Genomic DNA, 18,078 nt, shown 5'->3' on the forward strand with positions numbered 1-18,078 from the left:
ATTCGGTGCCTTGGCACAGCTAAATTTTTAAAATCGCAATTGTGCACCAAACATCACACCGCCAGAATCAAAGTCGCTATTCTTGGCGTAGTTGTACTCCAAGTTCAAACCAAAGTGTTTATAGGCCCAAGCGACACCAGCAGCGGCCTCGCCTCCAAGGCTGGACTCATCATATTCTTTGTTCTGACCATTATTTTTAAATGTATAACTTAACGTGTAGTAAGTGATACCGCCTTTCCCGTAAAGCTCAAAACCAGCTCCCAGAGGGTAACTTGCGTAACCGCTGAGTCGAGGTCCGCCATAACTGACATCGGTGATTTCTGTTAAGGGACTGATAAGTACGGAGCCAATGCCGTTAAATGCGCCCTTATAGCCAGCTTCAATGCCAAAGTTGTGATCGAACATGTAACGGTAATATACATCACCAAGGAACATGTCACCTTCATCATGGCTATTGTTCACATCGTAACTAACATTACCGTAGCCTAAATTTGCTCCAACAACATGTTGGGGTGGTTGTGCATGAGCCGTTAAGGAAAGTGCGGACAGTAAGCATGCAACGGCGTACTTGTAAGACATAAAAACTCCGAATCATAAAATGAAAAACAAAACGTCATGTGCTGCGTTGGGTTAACGTAGCCTTGCCATGAACTCCGCTTTGGTATTGTCTAACCATTCGTAACGACGTCTATACATCGAGCGTTTAGAACGCGACATGCCTTCGATATCACGACGCGGGGCATTCACATCGAGTGAGTAGAAATGACGGTTGTATTCGGTGCCGCCCAACTCTTGCCAGAGTGCATCGTAATCCGTTTTGATTCGTCCTTTACTGTAGCGTCGTGCAGCATAAGTATGGGATTGTGTTTTTACCGCTAGAATCGTATTCACTTCCCAAATTTGCGCGAGTAAAGTAAGCAAACTCACCATCAAGCTTTTTGGTCTTTGCCCGTAAAGTTTACGAGTTAACTTTTTAATTTTCGCGTTGTTCTCTTCACTGCTGCGTGGCCCTTGCAAGCCGCCAATCATAATGCTGCGTCCAGATTCTATGTGGCCGAGAGTAAATGAGAGCGTATAGAAGTTGCCATCCTCCGCGCTGTGTAGCACTAGGCTCATGTCGCCTTCTTTTTGGTAACGCGCTTCGTACACCAATCGCACAGAGTACAATGTCTCGTCGATTTCAAATGATGTTAATGCTAAGCCTGTCGAATCGGTATAGATCTCTTCAATGGTCTGTTTAGAAAACAGCTCTGAAATGGTTTTGTAGTGATCAACCACTAGGTTTGAACGATCGAACGCTGAGTTATTTTTGATGATGTAGGGACGAAACGGTTTTTCTAAAAATCGGTGCGTACGTGCACAAAGCATCTTTAGCAATGACGATTCAATATTATCTGACAGGTGCTTAAACGCTCGTTTGTAGTAAAGTGCGCGCAAGATGAACTTAGCTCTATAGGTCCAAATTGGCTTATAGACATCAGCATAATCATCTGAGTAAATTGATTTGCTATGGTAAAAAATGGATTTGTTCGCGGTCATTTTCACTCCAGATTAACGTGTGCTCAACAGCCACAATTAAGAACCGACGGACGAGCAGCGAAGAACCCGAAAAAGGGGGAAATGCAAAGCACTACTAAAAGGGGAGGTTTTGCTGTGCCCGACGTTTATATAAGGTTTTGAACACTGTTCTTTTGTTGGGATTCTAAGAGAAAATTGACCTTAGGTATTGTATGGGTTGGTAAGGAAATGTCAGTTTGGAAGCCACTTTGAACGTTGTGACTACGAGGTAGAAAAATGCTCGTGTTGGCAGAGTATGATGCCGTGTTGCTAAGTTAAAGTGAAATGAGTTGAACAAGAATTGAACGTTATTTGAAATTATTTTGACGTGTTTCTGGTCTTTATACGTACCTTATAAATATCGAGCCAATTTAGGCCCGATATAAAGGTAAGTAAGGAGAGGTTTATGAAACGCTTAATAACTTTAGCAAGTATGATTGCTCTGACTGCTGCACCTTCTGTTGTTTTTGCTGGTGGCTATCAGTGGACAAACGATACCGAAACGATCCATGGTGATGTTATGGATAGCAAACAAGCGGCTTATGAAATGGGTCGTGACATGATTCAGAACTATCAAAGCAAATCACCAGGTCAGCTTCGTGACGAGTTTACAAGCCTTACAGAGTATGTTGATCGCCAGTCGTTTTTTATCACCGACTCAAAAGTCATGGTGAATGAGTTCTTGCAAAGTGACGGGCAAGTTGTATACCAGCCTATTCTCAATGTTCAATACGAGTACCGCATGCGTGAAACCGGTAAATACTAACCAGTAAGACGGTCTCGATTTTCCGATAATTTATATCCTTGCTGTTTGTTTTGGGGAGCGCTGCTCCCCATTTTTGTATTCATTGATAGCAGAAACTTCCACTCTCTCAGCGCAACATTTGCTATCGCTCAGCGTTAGATATTCTTGCTCGTTGATTGTGCTCATCGTTTGTAAAGTGTTTGCGGAAATGGATGTAACGCACTAACGAGGATACCCGATGACACATCATTCATATTGGTTCAAGAAGGCAATTGAAGCTGAGCAACCAGAAACGCCGCAACCATTACATCAAAATATTGATACCGATATTGCTATTGTCGGTGGTGGCTACACCGGACTTTGGACAGCGATTATGATTAAGCAGCAATCTCCTGAAAAACAGGTGGTTGTTATCGAAAAGGGCTTGTGTGGCAGTGGGGCATCTGGCGCGAATGGCGGCTGTATGCTGACATGGTCTACCAAGTTCCCGACGTTGAAACGGTTATTCGGTGAAGAACATGCTGTTTGGTTGGTAAAAGAGTCGGAACAAGCGGTGTTGGAGATTGACGACTTTTGTCAGCAATACAATATCGATGCGCAATTATCGTTAAAAGGGGTTTATTACACCGCAACCAATCAGACTCAGAAAGGTGGAATGCAGCCAGTTGTCGACGAGTTACAACGGCTAGATGTGAACAGTTGGCGTCGTTGCTCGGTGGAGGAACTGCGTGCCAATGCGGGTTCACCTCGCCATATTGAAGGCTATCACTCTCCGGTTGCTGCTAACGTACAACCCGCCTTACTCGCACGAGGGTTACGCCGTGTTGCTATTGAGTTGGGTGTGGAAATTTATGAGAACACGCCAATGACGCGTCTAGATTATGGAGAACCTGCGACTGTTTGTACTCCTGAAGGCAAAATTCAAGCACATAAGGTGGTGTTGGCATTGAACGCATGGATGGTTGAGCAATTTAAGCAGTTCAAAAACAGTATTGTTGTGGTGTCTTCGGATATGGTTATTACCAAACCGCTTGGTGATACTTTGTCTCAATCTGGTTGGCAAGCAGGTTCGAGTGTGTTGGACTCACGCATCTTCGTACATTATTACCGAGATACGCCAGATAGCCGTTTGATGCTAGGTAAAGGCGGTAATCAGTTCTCTTTCAACAACCAAGTTGACGCGATGTTTAACAAGCCGACGCGTTATCAAACGCTACTAAAAAAATCATTCGACAACCTTTTTCCTCGCTTAAAAGGGGCTGAATTTGAGTACTCTTGGACTGGCGGTTCGGATCGCTCCGCAACTGGGTTTCCTTTTTTTGGCCAATTGGATGAGCAAAGTAATGTCTTTTACGGATTTGGTTATTCAGGTAACGGCGTTGCCCAAACTCGAATGGGTGGAAAAATTTTATCGTCGTTGGTGTTAGGGCTAGATAACGAATGGACGCGAAGTGGTTTAGCGCAAGGACCGCTTGGGTATTTTCCACCAGAACCAATACGTTGGCTGGGAGCAATGATGGTACGAAATGCTGTTCGCCGAAAAGAGGAAGCGGAAGACAATGAGAAACATCCGTTTGTTTGGGATAAATGGCTAGCGAAACTCGCAGGACCAGCAGGCAAAGCGGATAAGCTCGACTAAACTGAAGACTTTAGCCACAAACGAGACAGTTTGCAGTGAAAGTCATTGGGGGGCGATGTAGCCTTGTGTTAGCCTCTGTCTTTCAAGCTCAGATTTAAAAGGTGAGTAATATAATGAAAGTATTCAGCAACTTCGATAGCGGCAGCATTCACGTAGTGAAAGCGGACGACAAAAATGACATCCAACTTAAAATCCCTAATGACAATATGTCGGAATTCTATCAGTGGTTCCATTTCCGTCTAGAAACCGAAGCCGAGCAGTCGCACACGATCAAACTGCTTGATTTGGCTAAGTCGGCTTATCCAGAAGGGTGGCAAGGTTATGATGTCGTAGCGTCTTACGACCGTGAAGAATGGTTCCGTATACCAGCAGAGTTCGATGGCGACACGCTGACTTTCACTGTTATCCCTGAGCGTAGCTCAATTTACTTCGCGTACTTTGCGCCTTACACATACGATCGTCATTTAGACTTGTTACACATGGCACAAAGCGCGCACCATTGCCAACTAGAAACACTAGGCCACACATTAGACGGCAATGACATGAGCTTGCTAACGTTTGGTGAGCCGGAAGAAGGCAAAAAGAAAATCTGGATGATTGCACGCCAACATCCGGGTGAAACCATGGCTGAATGGTTCATGGAAGGTATGATCCAACGTCTACTGGACGAAAATGACACGGTTGCGCGTGCATTACTGGAAAAAGCAGTGCTTTACGTGGTACCAAACATGAACCCAGACGGTGGTATTCGCGGCCACTTGCGTACGAACGCGGTAGGCGTGAACTTGAATCGTGAATGGCAAACGCCATCAATGGAAAAGAGCCCAGAAGTCTACCTTGTGCGTCAGCGCATGCTGGAAACGGGTGTTGACATGTTTTTAGATATTCATGGAGATGAAGCGATACCGTATAACTTCGTCGCTGGCTCAGAAGGTATTCCTTCTTACGATGAAAATCTTGCCGCTTTAGAGGCATCATTTAAGCAAGCGCTACTGACTATTACCCCTGAATTCCAAGATGAGATTGGTTATGATAAAGATGAGCCGGGTAAAGCGAATTTGACGGTAGGCTCAAACTGGGTCGCGGAGCAGTTCAAATGCCTGTCGTACACGATCGAGATGCCATTTAAAGACAACAACAATCACCCAGATCCGCTTTATGGTTGGTCACCAGAACGCAGTGTATTATTTGGGCAAGATGTCTTAGCTGCAACGCTTACCGTGGCGGATAAAATCTAGTTCGATAAGTTCACGACTGTTCATTATTTCGAAAACAGCTCATTTCAAATGAGCTGTTTTTTTATGCCTTCGATATCCATTCTCTCCTGTAAAAATTTGTTGCCATTCACAGGCTTAAATGTCGATTCTTAAATTTGAGAAAATGGGTTTTTATGGTGATTTGCGTCACAGAAAACTGGCTATTTTGTGATATTCTCCGCAACGAATTGACTATGGCTAAACCAACGCAACGAGACTTTATTTCTCGGTTGGGTATGCGGATGAAGCTCATGAATAGATGGTCTTGAGGTTATCTTTCTCCGTTTTACGTCATTGGCGTTTGAATATCATTTTTTGATTCTTTCCTACGCTATTTAGCTATTTCTGTTCGAAGAAAAGAGAAAGTTACGGCTTCATATTTTACGGCAGTATGCTGCCTCGATGTGTTGCTTTGTGTACAAGAAAAAGGAAAAGAATAATGAAAAAAATCGCTATAGCAGTGGCTACTGTACTTGCTGGTGGTGTGATCTCAAACGTTGCACTTGCTGACACTTACATGGGCGGTAAAGTAGGTTACAACTCTCTAAACGATGCGTGTTACCTAAACGAACCTTGTGACGACGACAGTTTTGCAGCATCTATGCACTTAGGCTACAGCTTCAACAAGTACGTTGCGGCAGAGTATGGTGTTGATTACCTTGGTGACTTCACTGCAAACTTCAAAAAGCCTGGCCTAAACACCGTTGATGGTGATCTTTGGGCATTGACGCTTGCTCCTAAATTTAACCTACCACTAACGGATTCTTGGAATCTATTCGCGAAAGTTGGTGCTGCATACATGATGGCTGGTGACGAGAAAGATTTCGTACCAACTGGCTCTCTGGGTGCTGAATACCAAATCAACTACAACTGGAGCCTACGTGCTGAATACCAACGTTACCAAGATATGTCTGATGACGTGATTGAAGATATGGATTCAGATTTCTTCGGTATTGGTTTTAACTACAAGTTCGGCTCTGAACCAGTAGTTCAAGAAGAAGTGGTTGAGGAAGTAGTAGAAACACGCCCTGCAACACGCATTGTTGAGCATGTTTACCCTGCTCAAACAACAGCGACAGTACAATTCGACCTAGAAAGTGCAGAAGTGAAAGATGCATCGACCCTTTCTGGTACCGTTGATCTGATGAACACTTACCCACAAGCTCAAGTTGAGATTACGGGTTACAGTGATACGACGGGTTCTGCTGCGTACAACCAGCAACTTACAGAAAAACGCGCGAAAGCCGTTGCTGACGAGTTCCAAGCAAAAGGTATTGCGGCTGAGCGTATGACAGTGAAAGGCATGGGTGAAGCTAACCCAGTAGCAAGCAACGAAACACGTCAAGGTCGTCAAATGAACCGTCGTGTTGAAGTAGTTGTCCCTGCGTTTGAATACCAAACCACTGAGAAAGCAGAATAATTCCTGCTTAAGAGACAGTTCCAAAAGCCAGCGTGTATCACGCTGGCTTTTTTGAACCCGCTTAACAAAGTCAGCACTTTCATCAATGTGTCATCACCAGTTCATACCATGGCTACTGAGTATTTGGGAGAGTGTTATGCAAAGTTTACCGCCGCTTAATTTGCTCCGAGCGTTTGAAGCCACGGCGCGATTACAGAGCTTCACTAAAGCCGCAGAGGAGCTCAATGTGACCCGTGCGGCCGTCAGTCAGCAGGTGAAATCGCTAGAACTGCAGTTAAATGCAACATTATTCGAGCGCAAGGGTACGCACCTTACGCTGACCAGCTCAGCAAAAGAATACTGGCCTGTGGTTAACCATGTGCTTCAAACCTTATCAACCTCGACCCATCATTTATTTACTCGCCCACAGAACAAGCAAATTACCTTACATGTCGCCCACAGTTTTTGCTCGCAATGGCTAATGCCAAGGCTGGCCGATTTTCAGCGTCAATTTCCAGATGTTTCCTTTAAGATCTCGACAACCGCGAATACGGTTCCAAACGCCAGTGCGATCGCAGATATAGAAATTATTAACGGAGATGGCGATTGGCAAGAACAACAAGCTATTCAGCTTACCCAAGAAAACTGGATCGTTGTAGCAAGCCCCGGCTTTATTCAGTTAAATCCGATTGATGACCTCACGAAGTTGTCTCAAACACCTAAAATTTGCACCGGCGGTTATCATGAATCTTGGCAGGTGTGGTTTGCGTACCAAGGTTATCAAGGCAAGGTGAGCAAAGTGATAGCAGAATTTGAACATTCATTGCTTGCTATTCAAGCTGCAACCAATCAACTTGGTATATTGCTGGTGAGAGACTTTCTTGTTGAGGATGAGTTGCAACAAGGTATATTAGTGCAAATCGGAGATTGGCGTATGCCCAGCTCCGGCGCACACTATATGATGGTTAGAGCATCAGAAAAGTCACACGTAAACACCTTTGCCCAATGGTTAATACAAAGCCTTTGATGTTTTACGGTCTATTTTTACAGCGGTACTTATTCTTGCGATTTACCTAACAAAATGCGCGGTTTCTTATAGGGTCAGTCAACCTTCTCTAAAAGCTTTGAGTGTATGATGATCTAGCTTTACGTTATCTGATGCGCGATTAATCCACACAGGATACTGTTATGGAAACAATGCAAGGCGGTAGAGAAAATGCCATCTATCGAAAAGGGAATTTGATATCTCGTCCTGCCAGTTATTGGACGATGACTATCCATCAGCTACTTACCTATCTTCATTCACGAGGCTTTACGGCATGCCCTAAAGCGGTTGGTATTGAAAAAGGAAAAGAGTGGGTTAGCTATGTCGAAGGAGAGACTTACAACTATCCATTGATTGGCAACATTGCTTCTGTTTCCGCGCTCCAATCTGCGGCAAAAATGTTACGCGATATGCACGATGCATCTGAGGGTTTCCTTAAGCAATATCAAAATGAAACGCTGCACTGGATGCTGCCACCACGAACACCACAAGAGGTGATTTGTCATGGTGATTTCATGCCATATAACGTGGCACTCCGTGGAGAGTTTGTCGTTGGTGTGTTTGATTTTGATACGGCGCATCCGGCGCCAAGAGTTTGGGATATCGCTTTTTCGGTCTATGGTTGGGCACCATTTAAAACCGATGAGCACGATAAAATGGGCTATTTGGAGCAACAAATTCAGCGTGCAAAACTCTTCTGTGACGCTTATGGGTGTTCGAGATTGGAACGGGAAGAGCTGGTGGAGGTGATGACACATCGACTCTCCGCGTTAGTTGATTATATGAGAGGGGTCGCAGCTCAAGGTGATGATAGGTTTCAAGCGAACCTAGAAGATTGCCATCATACCGCTTACCTCAACGATATCGAGTACCTAAGAAAACATAGACAAGTCATCACCCTAGGACTTTTAGGTTAGGGCTGGGTGATATCTTTAATGACATTGAATAACCACTGGTTTATCGGGGCTTGCTGTTGTGATCGACGACAGCTCATCACGTAGCGAACATCAAGCTCTAACCCGCCAGGAAGCGCGATACTTCGGCAGCCCTTAGGCACATGTCCACTCATGGTTATACCAAAATGATCCGTTTGTAGGAGCACTTTTTGAATCATCGCAGGATGTTCAATTTCTACCTTAGGTGTGGTTCTGAACCCCATATGATTGAGCCTTTCCAACAACGGGTATCGGTAGTCGTTCCATCCCGGCGTTTTGAAAAGTAAAAAGGGGTAGTTTTCTAGCTCTTGGAAATGTTGAGCGGGATGCTCATCTCGAACAAAAAATACGGCTTTTCCTCGACCTAGTTCGTTTTGAATAATTGACTGCGGAAGATCCTCATCAAAATAATGAATCGCAATAGCGTTTTCACCCTCAGTTAATCGCTTTTTCGCGTCGCTACCCCAACGTAAACAAGAGAACTTTGCTTTTGGGGCGTGTTTTAGTAATTCTAAGTAAAACTTGTCACCAAAGTAATCCCAAAACAATGTGTTCGCATAAATAGTGATCGAGCCGTCAAAATGAGCGGGTGAAAAACTCTGTGGTTTGATGGAATCAATACTGGTGAGGATTTGTTCAAAATGTGGCATGTTCGCTTCGACAAAAGCGGTCGGTTCAAAGCCATTTTTAGTCTGAATGAACAAAGGATCATCGAGCTGCGCTTTCATTTTTGTCAGGTTTTTGCTGATTGAACCTGATGTCTTTCCGAGTGAATCTGCCACCAATCGGACGCTACGTAACTCATACATCCGTTTTAGTACCAATATGTTTTGAATGTCCAGATTAATGCTCATACATCGTCTCATTTATCTTCTGCCGAGAAATCATATCTCTGAATTTCTGAATAAAAGACAACGTTCGGTCAATTTAAGCATGCTGTCGTATCTTATGGTTTATTGAAGGCGACGGTGGACAGCAAATAGGCTTGGTCAAATCAATTTAGTGGTTTGGATTTCCATTTGGTAAATGATGACTTTCCTCGTATGAACACGTTTCTGTTGTTACAGTTTTTTCGTCGAAAGAAAGTAAGAACAAAAACAGAGGTGACGTATGAAAAAATTAATCGCACTTGGTTTGATGGTTTGCTCAACAAACATAGCATTAGCTGGCGATGGGTCATACACGGGCACGATTGATATGACGATGGCTACGAAAAATCAGGTCGACGTCGAGCGAGCAGACTCTCAGCTGACGCTGAAAGGTCGAAATGAAACGGCCTATGGCGGAGTAATCATCCGAACGGATGCTGCTACACAAAAAATTGAACTTCGTGGTCGATGTGATTAATCGAACATGTTGTTGTTAAGAAAATGCCGCGAATATCGCGGCATTTTTTATATTTTGAGATAGGTAAATCATCAAACTCAGCTTTGAACTTCAACCCCAGCTTCGATCTCGACTGGTTGCGCTTGAGTATCGCTTTCTTTCGCCGCATCAAGCATCTTGCGAATAATGAGTGACGCTGCCATTGCGATAGCGACCATCACGACAGCAAGGACAGTGAGTAATTGGAAATAATCACCATATACGTTTTGTACAATGTCTTGTGTGATGGTCTGTCCTTTCTCTAACGCGATAGAGGTTGAGAATGCAGCACCAATAATACCGCTTAATGCGATTGCAACAGAAAATAGGCTCACAGAGAAGTTTTCGATGTGCTTCGGCGCGACGGAAAGAATAAACGCTACGACCATCGAACCCACGATGACTTCTGCAATCGCCTGGAAGAAGTGAATAGCGAGAAAGATTTCTGGCATGATCACGACATCTTCACCCACGGTAGTCACGGCAAACGTCAATATACCAAACGCTATCGCGGTCAGTACAAATGCCAAGGCTATTTTTGTCGCGGTAGAGAGGTAGATATCGCGCTTTTCCAGCAACCCAAAAAAGCCAGCTACGATAGGACCACCAACCATACACCAAAGCGGGTTCATTGCCATTGCTGCTTCTGGTTCGAGCGGAATAAAACCAAATAGAGAGCCTTTTAATGTGTTGATAGCAACCATGTTCATCGAGGTCATCATTTGTCCGTAGTAAACAAAGAAACAGGTTGTCAGCAAGGTCACAATTAAGATGGTCCCCATCTTCAAAGACTCAGCTTTGCTTGCTTTAAACATCAGAGATATGAAGTATGTGATCGCCGCCCCTCCGATGGCGTATACGATATTTTGGCCAATATCCATGTTTGAAAACATGAAAAATACCAACGCGATCATTGCCAATGAAATCAATGCAAAAAGTACCCAGTTTTTTAAACTTACGGTTTTTTGATCAAGCTCAGAGGCTACGCCAACAAGATCTTTGCGGAATACCAATAGCATGATCAATGCCGCTGCTGCCATAACAGCAGAGATGGTAAAACCGCCATTAAAGCCGCTCACAAGGACAATCATTGGGAACAAATATTGACCTAAAAAGGCGCCAACATTATTCACTGAATAATTGATTGGATATCCTTTTTCAAAATCTTCTTGTGATTTGAACGTTCGTTTATAGAGGCTAGGGTAAGAGGGTGACATCAGGCCGCGGCCATAACTGGCGAGCGCAATACCACACATTGAAAGTGGAACGTTAGAAGCAGAAGCCCCCAACACGAGTAATACGTAACCGGATGCAAAAGCGAAATATGCGATAGAAAGTGAGCGATAAGCGCCTAAAAACTTATCTGCAATAAAGCCGCCCGCGATCGCGAAAAGTGGTCCGATCGCCGAAAAAGCACCAACGATCATCATCGTATCGGCTTCGTTGTAATTTAGATCCTCTAGAAAAAATCGAGTTAGACTTACTAATACACCGTAAAATGATAAGCCAAACATCATTTGGCAGAACATCATGGATTTATTGAGTTTATTCCACATAATTTTGTACTCACATTAGCGGAGAAAGGTAGGTATTGTTATTTCTATTAAATAGTAATGAAACGAAAGATTGAGTATTGAAATAATTGTCGCATAATGTGGAAATGGTGCACTATATTTTCTAATGCTTAGTTGGCTAAATGCTAATGTGTTGTTCTAGATCAATTTGAATAAAGCAGTGCTTAATTCTGTTTTTGTTTAATTTTGTTGTATTTATTACTGATTGGGGCTAATGGGGTTTTATAGGATTACTGGCAAATAAAAAGAGGTCTTGCGAGAAAGGAAATTGCTGACGAAGTGCATCGCCAGCAATGATATAGCGGGCTTATTTGACTATTCGCATGGCGGTGCCATATGAATGACGGCCAAGCCACCTAAGGAAGTTTCACGGTATTTTTTGTTCATATCTTTACCAGTTTGATACATGGTTTCGATAACTTTATCTAATGAAATAAGGCATTTGCTCGTGCGCTTTAATGCCATACGTGAGGCGTTAATGGCTTTCATTGCGCCCATGGCATTTCTTTCAATGCAAGGCACTTGAACCAAGCCGCCGATCGGGTCACAAGTCATTCCTAATGAATGCTCCATCGCAATTTCCGCAGCAATACAAATCTGCTCGTTACTGCCGCCTCTGAGCGCCGTTAAACCAGCGGCTGCCATGGATGAAGAAACCCCGACCTCTCCCTGACAACCCACTTCGGCGCCGGAAATTGACGCGTTAGTTTTGTATAAGATGCCGATAGCGCCAGCGACTGCAAGAAAATCTTTCAGCTGTTTAATATCAAGCTCTTTGATGAAGCGATGGTAGTACATCAATACCGCCGGAATCACCCCCGCAGCGCCATTAGTTGGAGAAGTAACGACTTGTCCGCCAGCTGCATTTTCTTCGCTAACCGCAAAGGCAAAGAGGTTAATCCAATCCATGATCTCCATTGGATCATTCTCAACTGCAGCGTTGGCTTCGAGCTTCTTCAAAAGGTTTGGTGCACGACGAGTGACATTGAGACCACCTTCTAAAATCCCTTCCGTATCGAAACCACGTTGCATGCAGAGCGACATCACTTTCCAAATTTGTTCTGCTCTTTGGCTAATTTCTTCATCTGAGCGGAATGCCAGTTCGTTTTGTAGAATCATACCTCCCAAACTAAAACCGTTAGTCTCGGCTTTTTCCAGCATCTCATCCGCTGATGTGAAAGGAAATGGTACCGCGATTTCATCTTGTTGCGTGCCGTTTTCTAGTTCGTCAGCGGTGGCGATGAATCCGCCTCCGATGGAATAATAAATTTCAAACGCCACTTGGTCTCCCGCAGCGTCTAGTGCAGTAATCGTCATTCCGTTTTCATGCAGGGGAAGGTTGTCACTATGAAAGACGATGTCATGGTCGTAGCTAAACTCAATCTGGTGCGTACCAGCGAGCAGCAGCGTGTTGTTGTCTATAGTATTTTGTAGCGCACTTTTAGCGCTACTCATTTTGATGGTATCGGGTTTATTTCCCATCAAACCAAGGACAGTGGCTCGGTCTGTGTGGTGCCCTCTACCAGTGAGCGATAATGAGCCATAAAGGTCCACTTGCACCCGATGCACTTTCGCCATAGAGTCGCTAACTAGTTGAGTGAAATGGAATCCGGCAAGCATAGGACCATTAGTGTGGGAGCTAGAAGGCCCAACACCAATCTTAAATATATCGAAAATCGACAGCATAATTGACTTCCTTTAGCAGTGAACCTTTATAAAGGTCTCTAGAACAGTGTTGTTAACTAGATGTTAAAGCCTGTAGGCCGGGAGTGAAAGAAGATTTTTGTAACACTGCCAACTAAGCGCGAGATTTTGAAATGAAGTTACACAATGTGGTCATCGTTTTAGGTAAACGCCTCGTCAATAGCAGATTGACCGTTGAGGGGGTAACAAGAGTCGAAGCGTTATCTAATGTGATTGCGTCATTGCCGACAGAGCGAACGGCGATTATTTTTTGTGGTGGATTAACGCAAGGTCAACGCATTTCTGAAGCAGATGCAATGTACAGTTATTTTAAATCTCTAAATGCGGCCGCTGTGCATTCGTTCCCTGAACATCAAGTACTTTTAGAAAATCGCTCTTTGAATACGTTTCAGAACATGCGTTACGCTTCTCGCGTTTTGTGTGATAGTGGTTTGTTCCAGTTATGGTCAGCGCGTCCGGTTGAGGTCACCTTGTTGTCGAATGACTACCACCTTGAGCGAATCATAGAAATCCAAACCTTGATGGATGAGCAGGGATTATTACGAGTACTAAAATCTGAATGCGCCTCCATGGGCGTTACTCTCAACTTACCCTTGGATATCAACAAACATATCAGCGTACCATACCCACATAAAGGGCCTGTGGCGGCGGCATTTTTATTACTGGATGAACTCACGACTTACCGAGTTTATTTAGAAGGGGTCAAGCAGGGAGCGTTTTTACGAGACTTATCGGTTGTCCGAAAGAAGCCGCTTATGATCGCGAGACATGCCATTCAGCAATTGCTCGCTTTACCACTCGATAAAGATAGTTTGCAACAGATTGAAGATATGAAAAAGGCCATCGAAATGACGGCCTTGGATGAATCTGTAGGAGCTGCGGAACAAGCGTTAAGGATCGTTCATCCGATATTAACTGCATTGAACCGCCGCTTGGATCCTGAGTCTATTCATTAAGTTCGCGTTTTGTGCGGACTGCGCTCAATGCGATCAAACAGTAGCAAAGGAGTTCCATGCCTTCTTCCGAAATATTTTTAACATCACGGATGTAGTTCTCGTCCATCACTTGTTGCCAAAAACTGCCCATGCCATACAAGCGAGAGAAGACCAACAATAGCATCACCGCACCAATTAACAGTTTCATGTGGGGAACCGTTAAGATGGTCGCCATTTCGTTCATGGTACCTTTACCACCTTGGTAAGCTTTGGCGCAAGCCAGTGCGGTTACAGCTAGCGCAGGGAAAACCCAAGAACCATGACGAATCATGTCTGTCCAATAGTCTGTTTCACGAATAATGAGCACCGCGAAAAAGCCGGCAATCAAAATGGCCGCATGCTTTAGCTGAGGCTGTTGTTTAGATAGGCTGAAAAATGACCATGACGCAATCGCGAGCATCACAAGTTGGAGTGTTTCTGTTATGGAAAGCTCACCAAGGCTTGAACCCAACACGACATAATCAAGGCGAAGACTGAGGTTAACGAGAATACTGATAGCGACAATCATCAATACGCTTAAACTCGATTTATAAATGATGCGCTTTGACTCTTCAGTAACAACGTTGCTTGGGGCTGACTCGGCTTCTTTTACTATTTGTGTTTTCATCTTGCTCACCTGTTCCAGAAAATGTGGAAGAAATGTGAATTAGTGTGATCTGTGTTTGGAATTTTATTGTCCAAGTGGAAAGTTATGTCAGAGGAATGTCAAGAATAGAACACTGTTCGATATAGTATCGATGTGCGGTAAAGTCAGAGGTATGTAAAAATGAAGTGAGAAAGTTTTGATAAATCAAATAAAAAAGGAGCCTAAAGGCTCCTAAGTGATAGAGGGAATCTGACGTGTCGACAAAAAAATTTAGTAGTCGCCACTCTCACTTTCTTTATGATTGTCGCGATAGTATTCCCATTGCTCGACACGATTATCGTCAGACAGTACGCAGTAAGTCACACGTTCGCCATTTTCCGAAACGGTATCCAACTCACCACCTTGCTGAACACAGTAAACGGCTGCAGGATTTGCGACGGAGGCATACTCAGTCGAGCGAGTGGCACCTTCGTAAGTTGAACAACCAGCCAGTACCAACGTTGCAGCCATAGCCATCATTAAATTTGTCTTTTTCATTCTTTATCTCCGCATGGGGTGGGCGAGTATTGTATTGATTATAGGCAACTTTCAGAGATTATTGTCTTATCGATGTTAAAAGTAAGAGGGACGTATAAGAATTTAGATATTCTCATCTTTTACTGGTTATCACGTCACACTTCTATTTGTTGCGGATTGTTACGAAGGTTAGAACCGTTGCGTTCAAACCAATGTCTTGAACGCATTTGGACCGACAACGATGATTTAAAGCGTGAAGTTCGGTAATATGCGCGCAAAACATGACAGTGGTATTTTCGATGAGACACTTAAAATCGACCGTTCATCCGGACATTGAGCACTTGGACGACAAAATTATTTGCCAGCGCAATGCGGCACGCGCCATCGTACTAGATGGTGAAGATGTGTTGTTGCTCTATACAGAGCGTTACCATGACTACACTTTGCCAGGTGGTGGTATTGATGATGGTGAAGATGTGATTGCTGGACTAGTTCGTGAACTAGAAGAAGAAACCGGCGCGCAGAATATCCATGGTATTAAGCCTTTCGGGATCTTTGAGGAGTTTCGTCCTTGGTACAAAGACGACGCTGACGTAATGCACATGGTGTCGTATTGCTATACATGTAAAATTGATCGTGAGCTAGGCGAAACGGCTTATGAAGACTATGAAGTTAAAAATGGAATGCGTCCAGTATGGATGAACATTCACGAAGCGATAGCGCACAATGAAAAGACCATGGCAGAAAGCCCGAAAAAAGGCATGAGCATCGAGCGCGAAACGTTTTTGCTTCAGTTGATTTCTAAAGAATTACTATAAATAACTTAGCTTGCCTCATAGTGACCTACCCACTCGTTGTTCTGTTGATAGGTGAGACTTTAAATCGATAAAAAAGTCCGGACTCCCCCCCGGAACCCGGACTTATTCCAGACGCGCAAGCAAAGCGTCATCTTGATATTTTAAATTTGTTTCGAACTATGAAAACAATAGCTGTTTTACATTTAGTGTGTAAATAATTATTAGGTCCAACCATTGGTTTTCATGTTTTTTGCAAACGCAATGTGACGCATATCTACCCAATTGGCAAGCGCAATTTGGGTACCTTTTAATAAACCACTACTCTTTCTTATCTTTGAGATACCTTACCTCAACTTTTTTGCACACGTTTGCATAGAGATCACGAGTTTTCAAATTGGCCGAACACGATCTTGTAATTTTACGTTTTTCTGACATTGGATTTTGTCGTGATTTTTATCACAAATTGACCAACGGAGGTAGTGGACTAAAGTCGATCAGCGGTTGCGAAACCATCGGAGCATCTGAAGCAAATAAGAGTAAAGGTTGAAATGATGAGGATTGTAACTGACCGATATCTATCAACTTTTCCAGCGCGAAGAATCGACTAACGTATTGGCGAGTCTCTTTAGGTAGTGTGAGCTTCTGGAAGTCGTTACTGCCTGCTCGCTGAATAGCGCGTGCGACACGCCCTTCGCCTGCATTGTAGGCCGCTAATGTCAGCGCCATGTTTTGATCGAATTTGTTGTATAAAAACGTCAGATACTTGAGTGCTGCAGCTGTGCTTGCTTCTGTATCAAAGCGATCGTCTTGTTTTGTATCTACAGTCAACCCGAATCGTTGAGCTGTTGCTGGTATCAGTTGCCAAAGTCCGGCGGCGTTGGCATGAGAAACGGCTTTGGGGTTGTAAGAGGATTCCAACATTGGCACTAAGGCTAGACTCTTTGGTAAAGAGTGGCTTTGCAGTTGTTTGAAAATGTGATGAATCACCGGTCTGGATGAATCGAGACGTTTGGCGATTTGTGGCTTGTATGGGGCTAAAACTTGATATTGCGTTTGAATATCAGCTGAGCTTGGTTTCGCCTGGCAGGTGATTGAAAGGCAGGATAGTAAGGCGATAAAAATAAAAAGGCCTACAGTACTCAGCCGAGATGGCGACTGAATCTGTAGGCAAGACGAACATCGTTTAGAACGATTTATCTTCATAAGTGTGTTGCACAGGTTGTTTGAGTTGACTGACCAACTCATGGAACGCCGCAGAGCTGTGGCCATTGCTCTGATTGTATTGTTGGCACTGACTTACCAACGTTTCCAATAGCGCCCATTGTTTTCTAGCTTGCATACCTATTTGGGCAGGCAAAGCATTGAAAATTCGTTTTACGCTGGCGTCATTACACGCTAACCCCAGCTCTCGCATACACTGGCTTCTATCACTGGCTGAGCGGCTAAGTTTATTGAGTATTGGCATTTGTTTCTGAACATTGTTGCTCAGTGCCTCACCATCAAACTTTAAGTACAACGTTTTTTGCTGTTGAAGCAAAGGGATAAGTTGTTGATAGAGCTTGATATCCTCAGGTATTGAGCGAATAAATTGTTGAATTCGCTGCGATACTGCGCTTGCCATGATCTCTTCCTAGTGTGTTATTACTCGTGACCTGTATGGAATTGCATGATCGCCTTTGATAGTGCTTTTGTATCTAGGCTAAGTTCGCCACGCGCTAATGCGTTACGTACTTGTTCTACTTTTTCCATATCAACATCAGGTAGTGATGCCATTTCAGCTTGAGCGCGATCTATCGCTACGGTATTCGCTTGAAATGCAGGCTCGTGTACCTTGCTCTGTTCGACGACGTCGACAGGCTGTTTGCTTGCTTGCTGTAATTTTGTTTGTGGGACATGACCGCCCGCGACTTTGTCGATTTTCATGCTGTGGTCCTCATCATCATGTTCTAAATTAAATAGGCGGTT

Annotated in this window: 19 protein-coding genes; 9 read left to right on the forward strand and 10 right to left on the reverse strand. The window is 43.9% G+C overall.

Annotated elements, in window-relative coordinates:
* Positions 1-27: 27 nt before the first annotated feature.
* Together LIX84_RS00495 and LIX84_RS00500 are read right to left on the reverse strand one after the other, a co-directional pair.
* Positions 28-579, reverse strand: a complete 552-nt coding sequence (locus LIX84_RS00495) for a porin family protein (RefSeq protein ID WP_226420335.1) — start codon at positions 577-579, stop codon at positions 28-30.
* 51 nt (positions 580-630) lie between these two features.
* Complete coding sequence (locus LIX84_RS00500; protein ID WP_226420336.1) at positions 631-1,539, reverse strand: VirK/YbjX family protein; 909 nt, start codon at positions 1,537-1,539, stop codon at positions 631-633.
* 424 nt (positions 1,540-1,963) lie between these two features.
* Here LIX84_RS00500 and LIX84_RS00505 point away from each other — a divergent pair, with 424 nt between their 5' ends.
* The 6 genes from LIX84_RS00505 (at position 1,964) to LIX84_RS00530 (ending at position 8,558) form a co-directional block, all read left to right on the forward strand.
* Positions 1,964-2,323, forward strand: a complete 360-nt coding sequence (locus LIX84_RS00505; protein ID WP_226420337.1) for a DUF3316 domain-containing protein — start codon at positions 1,964-1,966, stop codon at positions 2,321-2,323.
* Between the two features lie 217 nt (positions 2,324-2,540).
* Positions 2,541-3,941, forward strand: coding sequence for an FAD-dependent oxidoreductase (locus LIX84_RS00510; protein ID WP_226420338.1), 1,401 nt, complete (start codon positions 2,541-2,543; stop codon positions 3,939-3,941).
* A 113-nt stretch (positions 3,942-4,054) separates the two neighbouring features.
* Positions 4,055-5,179, forward strand: coding sequence for a M14 family metallopeptidase (locus LIX84_RS00515; RefSeq protein ID WP_005395332.1), 1,125 nt, complete (start codon positions 4,055-4,057; stop codon positions 5,177-5,179).
* A 457-nt stretch (positions 5,180-5,636) separates the two neighbouring features.
* Positions 5,637-6,617, forward strand: coding sequence for an OmpA family protein (locus LIX84_RS00520; RefSeq protein ID WP_226420339.1), 981 nt, complete (start codon positions 5,637-5,639; stop codon positions 6,615-6,617).
* 136 nt (positions 6,618-6,753) lie between these two features.
* Positions 6,754-7,623 (forward strand): LysR substrate-binding domain-containing protein, encoded by an 870-nt coding sequence (locus tag LIX84_RS00525; protein ID WP_226420340.1) that lies wholly within the window; start codon positions 6,754-6,756, stop codon positions 7,621-7,623.
* 161 nt (positions 7,624-7,784) lie between these two features.
* The gene (locus LIX84_RS00530; protein WP_226420341.1) at positions 7,785-8,558 is read left to right on the forward strand and encodes a phosphotransferase enzyme family protein; all 774 of its coding nucleotides are present in this window, start codon (positions 7,785-7,787) and stop codon (positions 8,556-8,558) included.
* Here the strand turns inward: LIX84_RS00530 and LIX84_RS00535 are convergent.
* Positions 8,555-9,430, reverse strand: coding sequence for a LysR family transcriptional regulator (locus LIX84_RS00535; protein ID WP_104972261.1), 876 nt, complete (start codon positions 9,428-9,430; stop codon positions 8,555-8,557). The two genes, LIX84_RS00530 and LIX84_RS00535, sit on opposite strands and share 4 nt — an antisense overlap.
* Positions 9,431-9,686: 256 nt before the next feature.
* Between LIX84_RS00535 and LIX84_RS00540 the strand changes: the two genes are divergently transcribed.
* Positions 9,687-9,923 (forward strand): hypothetical protein, encoded by a 237-nt coding sequence (locus LIX84_RS00540; RefSeq protein ID WP_226420342.1) that lies wholly within the window; start codon positions 9,687-9,689, stop codon positions 9,921-9,923.
* Positions 9,924-10,000: 77 nt separating this feature from the next.
* Here LIX84_RS00540 and LIX84_RS00545 read toward each other — a convergent pair whose 3' ends face one another.
* Entirely contained in the window at positions 10,001-11,497 is a 1,497-nt protein-coding gene (locus LIX84_RS00545) for a peptide MFS transporter (protein ID WP_226420343.1), read from the reverse strand.
* 333 nt (positions 11,498-11,830) lie between these two features.
* On the reverse strand, positions 11,831-13,201 hold the full coding sequence (locus LIX84_RS00550) for an L-serine ammonia-lyase (RefSeq protein WP_226420344.1): 1,371 nt from the start codon (positions 13,199-13,201) through the stop codon (positions 11,831-11,833).
* Between the two features lie 131 nt (positions 13,202-13,332).
* On the opposite strand from LIX84_RS00550, the gene LIX84_RS00555 reads away from it, so the two are divergent.
* Positions 13,333-14,175 (forward strand): YdcF family protein, encoded by an 843-nt coding sequence (locus LIX84_RS00555; protein ID WP_226420345.1) that lies wholly within the window; start codon positions 13,333-13,335, stop codon positions 14,173-14,175.
* Here the strand turns inward: LIX84_RS00555 and LIX84_RS00560 are convergent.
* Positions 14,165-14,821 (reverse strand): hypothetical protein, encoded by a 657-nt coding sequence (locus LIX84_RS00560; protein ID WP_226420346.1) that lies wholly within the window; start codon positions 14,819-14,821, stop codon positions 14,165-14,167. The genes LIX84_RS00555 and LIX84_RS00560 overlap by 11 nt on opposite strands.
* Before the next feature lie 249 nt (positions 14,822-15,070).
* Positions 15,071-15,337 (reverse strand): putative hemolysin, encoded by a 267-nt coding sequence (locus LIX84_RS00565; RefSeq protein ID WP_226420347.1) that lies wholly within the window; start codon positions 15,335-15,337, stop codon positions 15,071-15,073.
* A gap of 278 nt (positions 15,338-15,615) precedes the next feature.
* Between LIX84_RS00565 and LIX84_RS00570 the strand changes: the two genes are divergently transcribed.
* Positions 15,616-16,134, forward strand: coding sequence for an NUDIX hydrolase (locus LIX84_RS00570; protein WP_226420348.1), 519 nt, complete (start codon positions 15,616-15,618; stop codon positions 16,132-16,134).
* A 435-nt stretch (positions 16,135-16,569) separates the two neighbouring features.
* Here LIX84_RS00570 and LIX84_RS00575 read toward each other — a convergent pair whose 3' ends face one another.
* The 3 genes from LIX84_RS00575 to flgM are packed head-to-tail and all read right to left on the reverse strand — an operon-like array spanning position 16,570 to position 18,036.
* A complete protein-coding gene (locus LIX84_RS00575) occupies positions 16,570-17,316 on the reverse strand; it encodes a lytic transglycosylase domain-containing protein (protein ID WP_226420349.1) in 747 nt (248 codons plus the stop codon).
* Entirely contained in the window at positions 17,297-17,734 is a 438-nt protein-coding gene (flgN, locus tag LIX84_RS00580; RefSeq protein WP_006741304.1) for a flagellar export chaperone FlgN, read from the reverse strand. Before flgN ends, LIX84_RS00575 begins: the two co-directional genes overlap by 20 nt.
* A gap of 20 nt (positions 17,735-17,754) precedes the next feature.
* Complete coding sequence (gene flgM, locus LIX84_RS00585; protein ID WP_006741305.1) at positions 17,755-18,036, reverse strand: flagellar biosynthesis anti-sigma factor FlgM; 282 nt, start codon at positions 18,034-18,036, stop codon at positions 17,755-17,757.
* Positions 18,037-18,078: the final 42 nt, after the last annotated feature.

The sequence above is a fragment of the Vibrio sp. E14 genome (assembly GCF_020515785.1).
GTDB lineage: Bacteria > Pseudomonadota > Gammaproteobacteria > Enterobacterales > Vibrionaceae > Vibrio > Vibrio diabolicus.

Coding starts and splice junctions, on each gene's coding strand:
- LIX84_RS00495 (WP_226420335.1), bottom strand. CDS start 579: ATGTCTTACAAGTACGCCGTTGCATGCTTACTGTCCGCACTTTCCTTA.
- LIX84_RS00500 (WP_226420336.1), bottom strand. CDS start 1,539: ATGACCGCGAACAAATCCATTTTTTACCATAGCAAATCAATTTACTCA.
- LIX84_RS00505 (WP_226420337.1), top strand. CDS start 1,964: ATGAAACGCTTAATAACTTTAGCAAGTATGATTGCTCTGACTGCTGCA.
- LIX84_RS00510 (WP_226420338.1), top strand. CDS start 2,541: ATGACACATCATTCATATTGGTTCAAGAAGGCAATTGAAGCTGAGCAA.
- LIX84_RS00515 (WP_005395332.1), top strand. CDS start 4,055: ATGAAAGTATTCAGCAACTTCGATAGCGGCAGCATTCACGTAGTGAAA.
- LIX84_RS00520 (WP_226420339.1), top strand. CDS start 5,637: ATGAAAAAAATCGCTATAGCAGTGGCTACTGTACTTGCTGGTGGTGTG.
- LIX84_RS00525 (WP_226420340.1), top strand. CDS start 6,754: ATGCAAAGTTTACCGCCGCTTAATTTGCTCCGAGCGTTTGAAGCCACG.
- LIX84_RS00530 (WP_226420341.1), top strand. CDS start 7,785: ATGGAAACAATGCAAGGCGGTAGAGAAAATGCCATCTATCGAAAAGGG.
- LIX84_RS00535 (WP_104972261.1), bottom strand. CDS start 9,430: ATGAGCATTAATCTGGACATTCAAAACATATTGGTACTAAAACGGATG.
- LIX84_RS00540 (WP_226420342.1), top strand. CDS start 9,687: ATGAAAAAATTAATCGCACTTGGTTTGATGGTTTGCTCAACAAACATA.
- LIX84_RS00545 (WP_226420343.1), bottom strand. CDS start 11,497: ATGTGGAATAAACTCAATAAATCCATGATGTTCTGCCAAATGATGTTT.
- LIX84_RS00550 (WP_226420344.1), bottom strand. CDS start 13,201: ATGCTGTCGATTTTCGATATATTTAAGATTGGTGTTGGGCCTTCTAGC.
- LIX84_RS00555 (WP_226420345.1), top strand. CDS start 13,333: ATGAAGTTACACAATGTGGTCATCGTTTTAGGTAAACGCCTCGTCAAT.
- LIX84_RS00560 (WP_226420346.1), bottom strand. CDS start 14,821: ATGAAAACACAAATAGTAAAAGAAGCCGAGTCAGCCCCAAGCAACGTT.
- LIX84_RS00565 (WP_226420347.1), bottom strand. CDS start 15,337: ATGAAAAAGACAAATTTAATGATGGCTATGGCTGCAACGTTGGTACTG.
- LIX84_RS00570 (WP_226420348.1), top strand. CDS start 15,616: ATGAGACACTTAAAATCGACCGTTCATCCGGACATTGAGCACTTGGAC.
- LIX84_RS00575 (WP_226420349.1), bottom strand. CDS start 17,316: ATGAAGATAAATCGTTCTAAACGATGTTCGTCTTGCCTACAGATTCAG.
- flgN (WP_006741304.1), bottom strand. CDS start 17,734: ATGGCAAGCGCAGTATCGCAGCGAATTCAACAATTTATTCGCTCAATA.
- flgM (WP_006741305.1), bottom strand. CDS start 18,036: ATGAAAATCGACAAAGTCGCGGGCGGTCATGTCCCACAAACAAAATTA.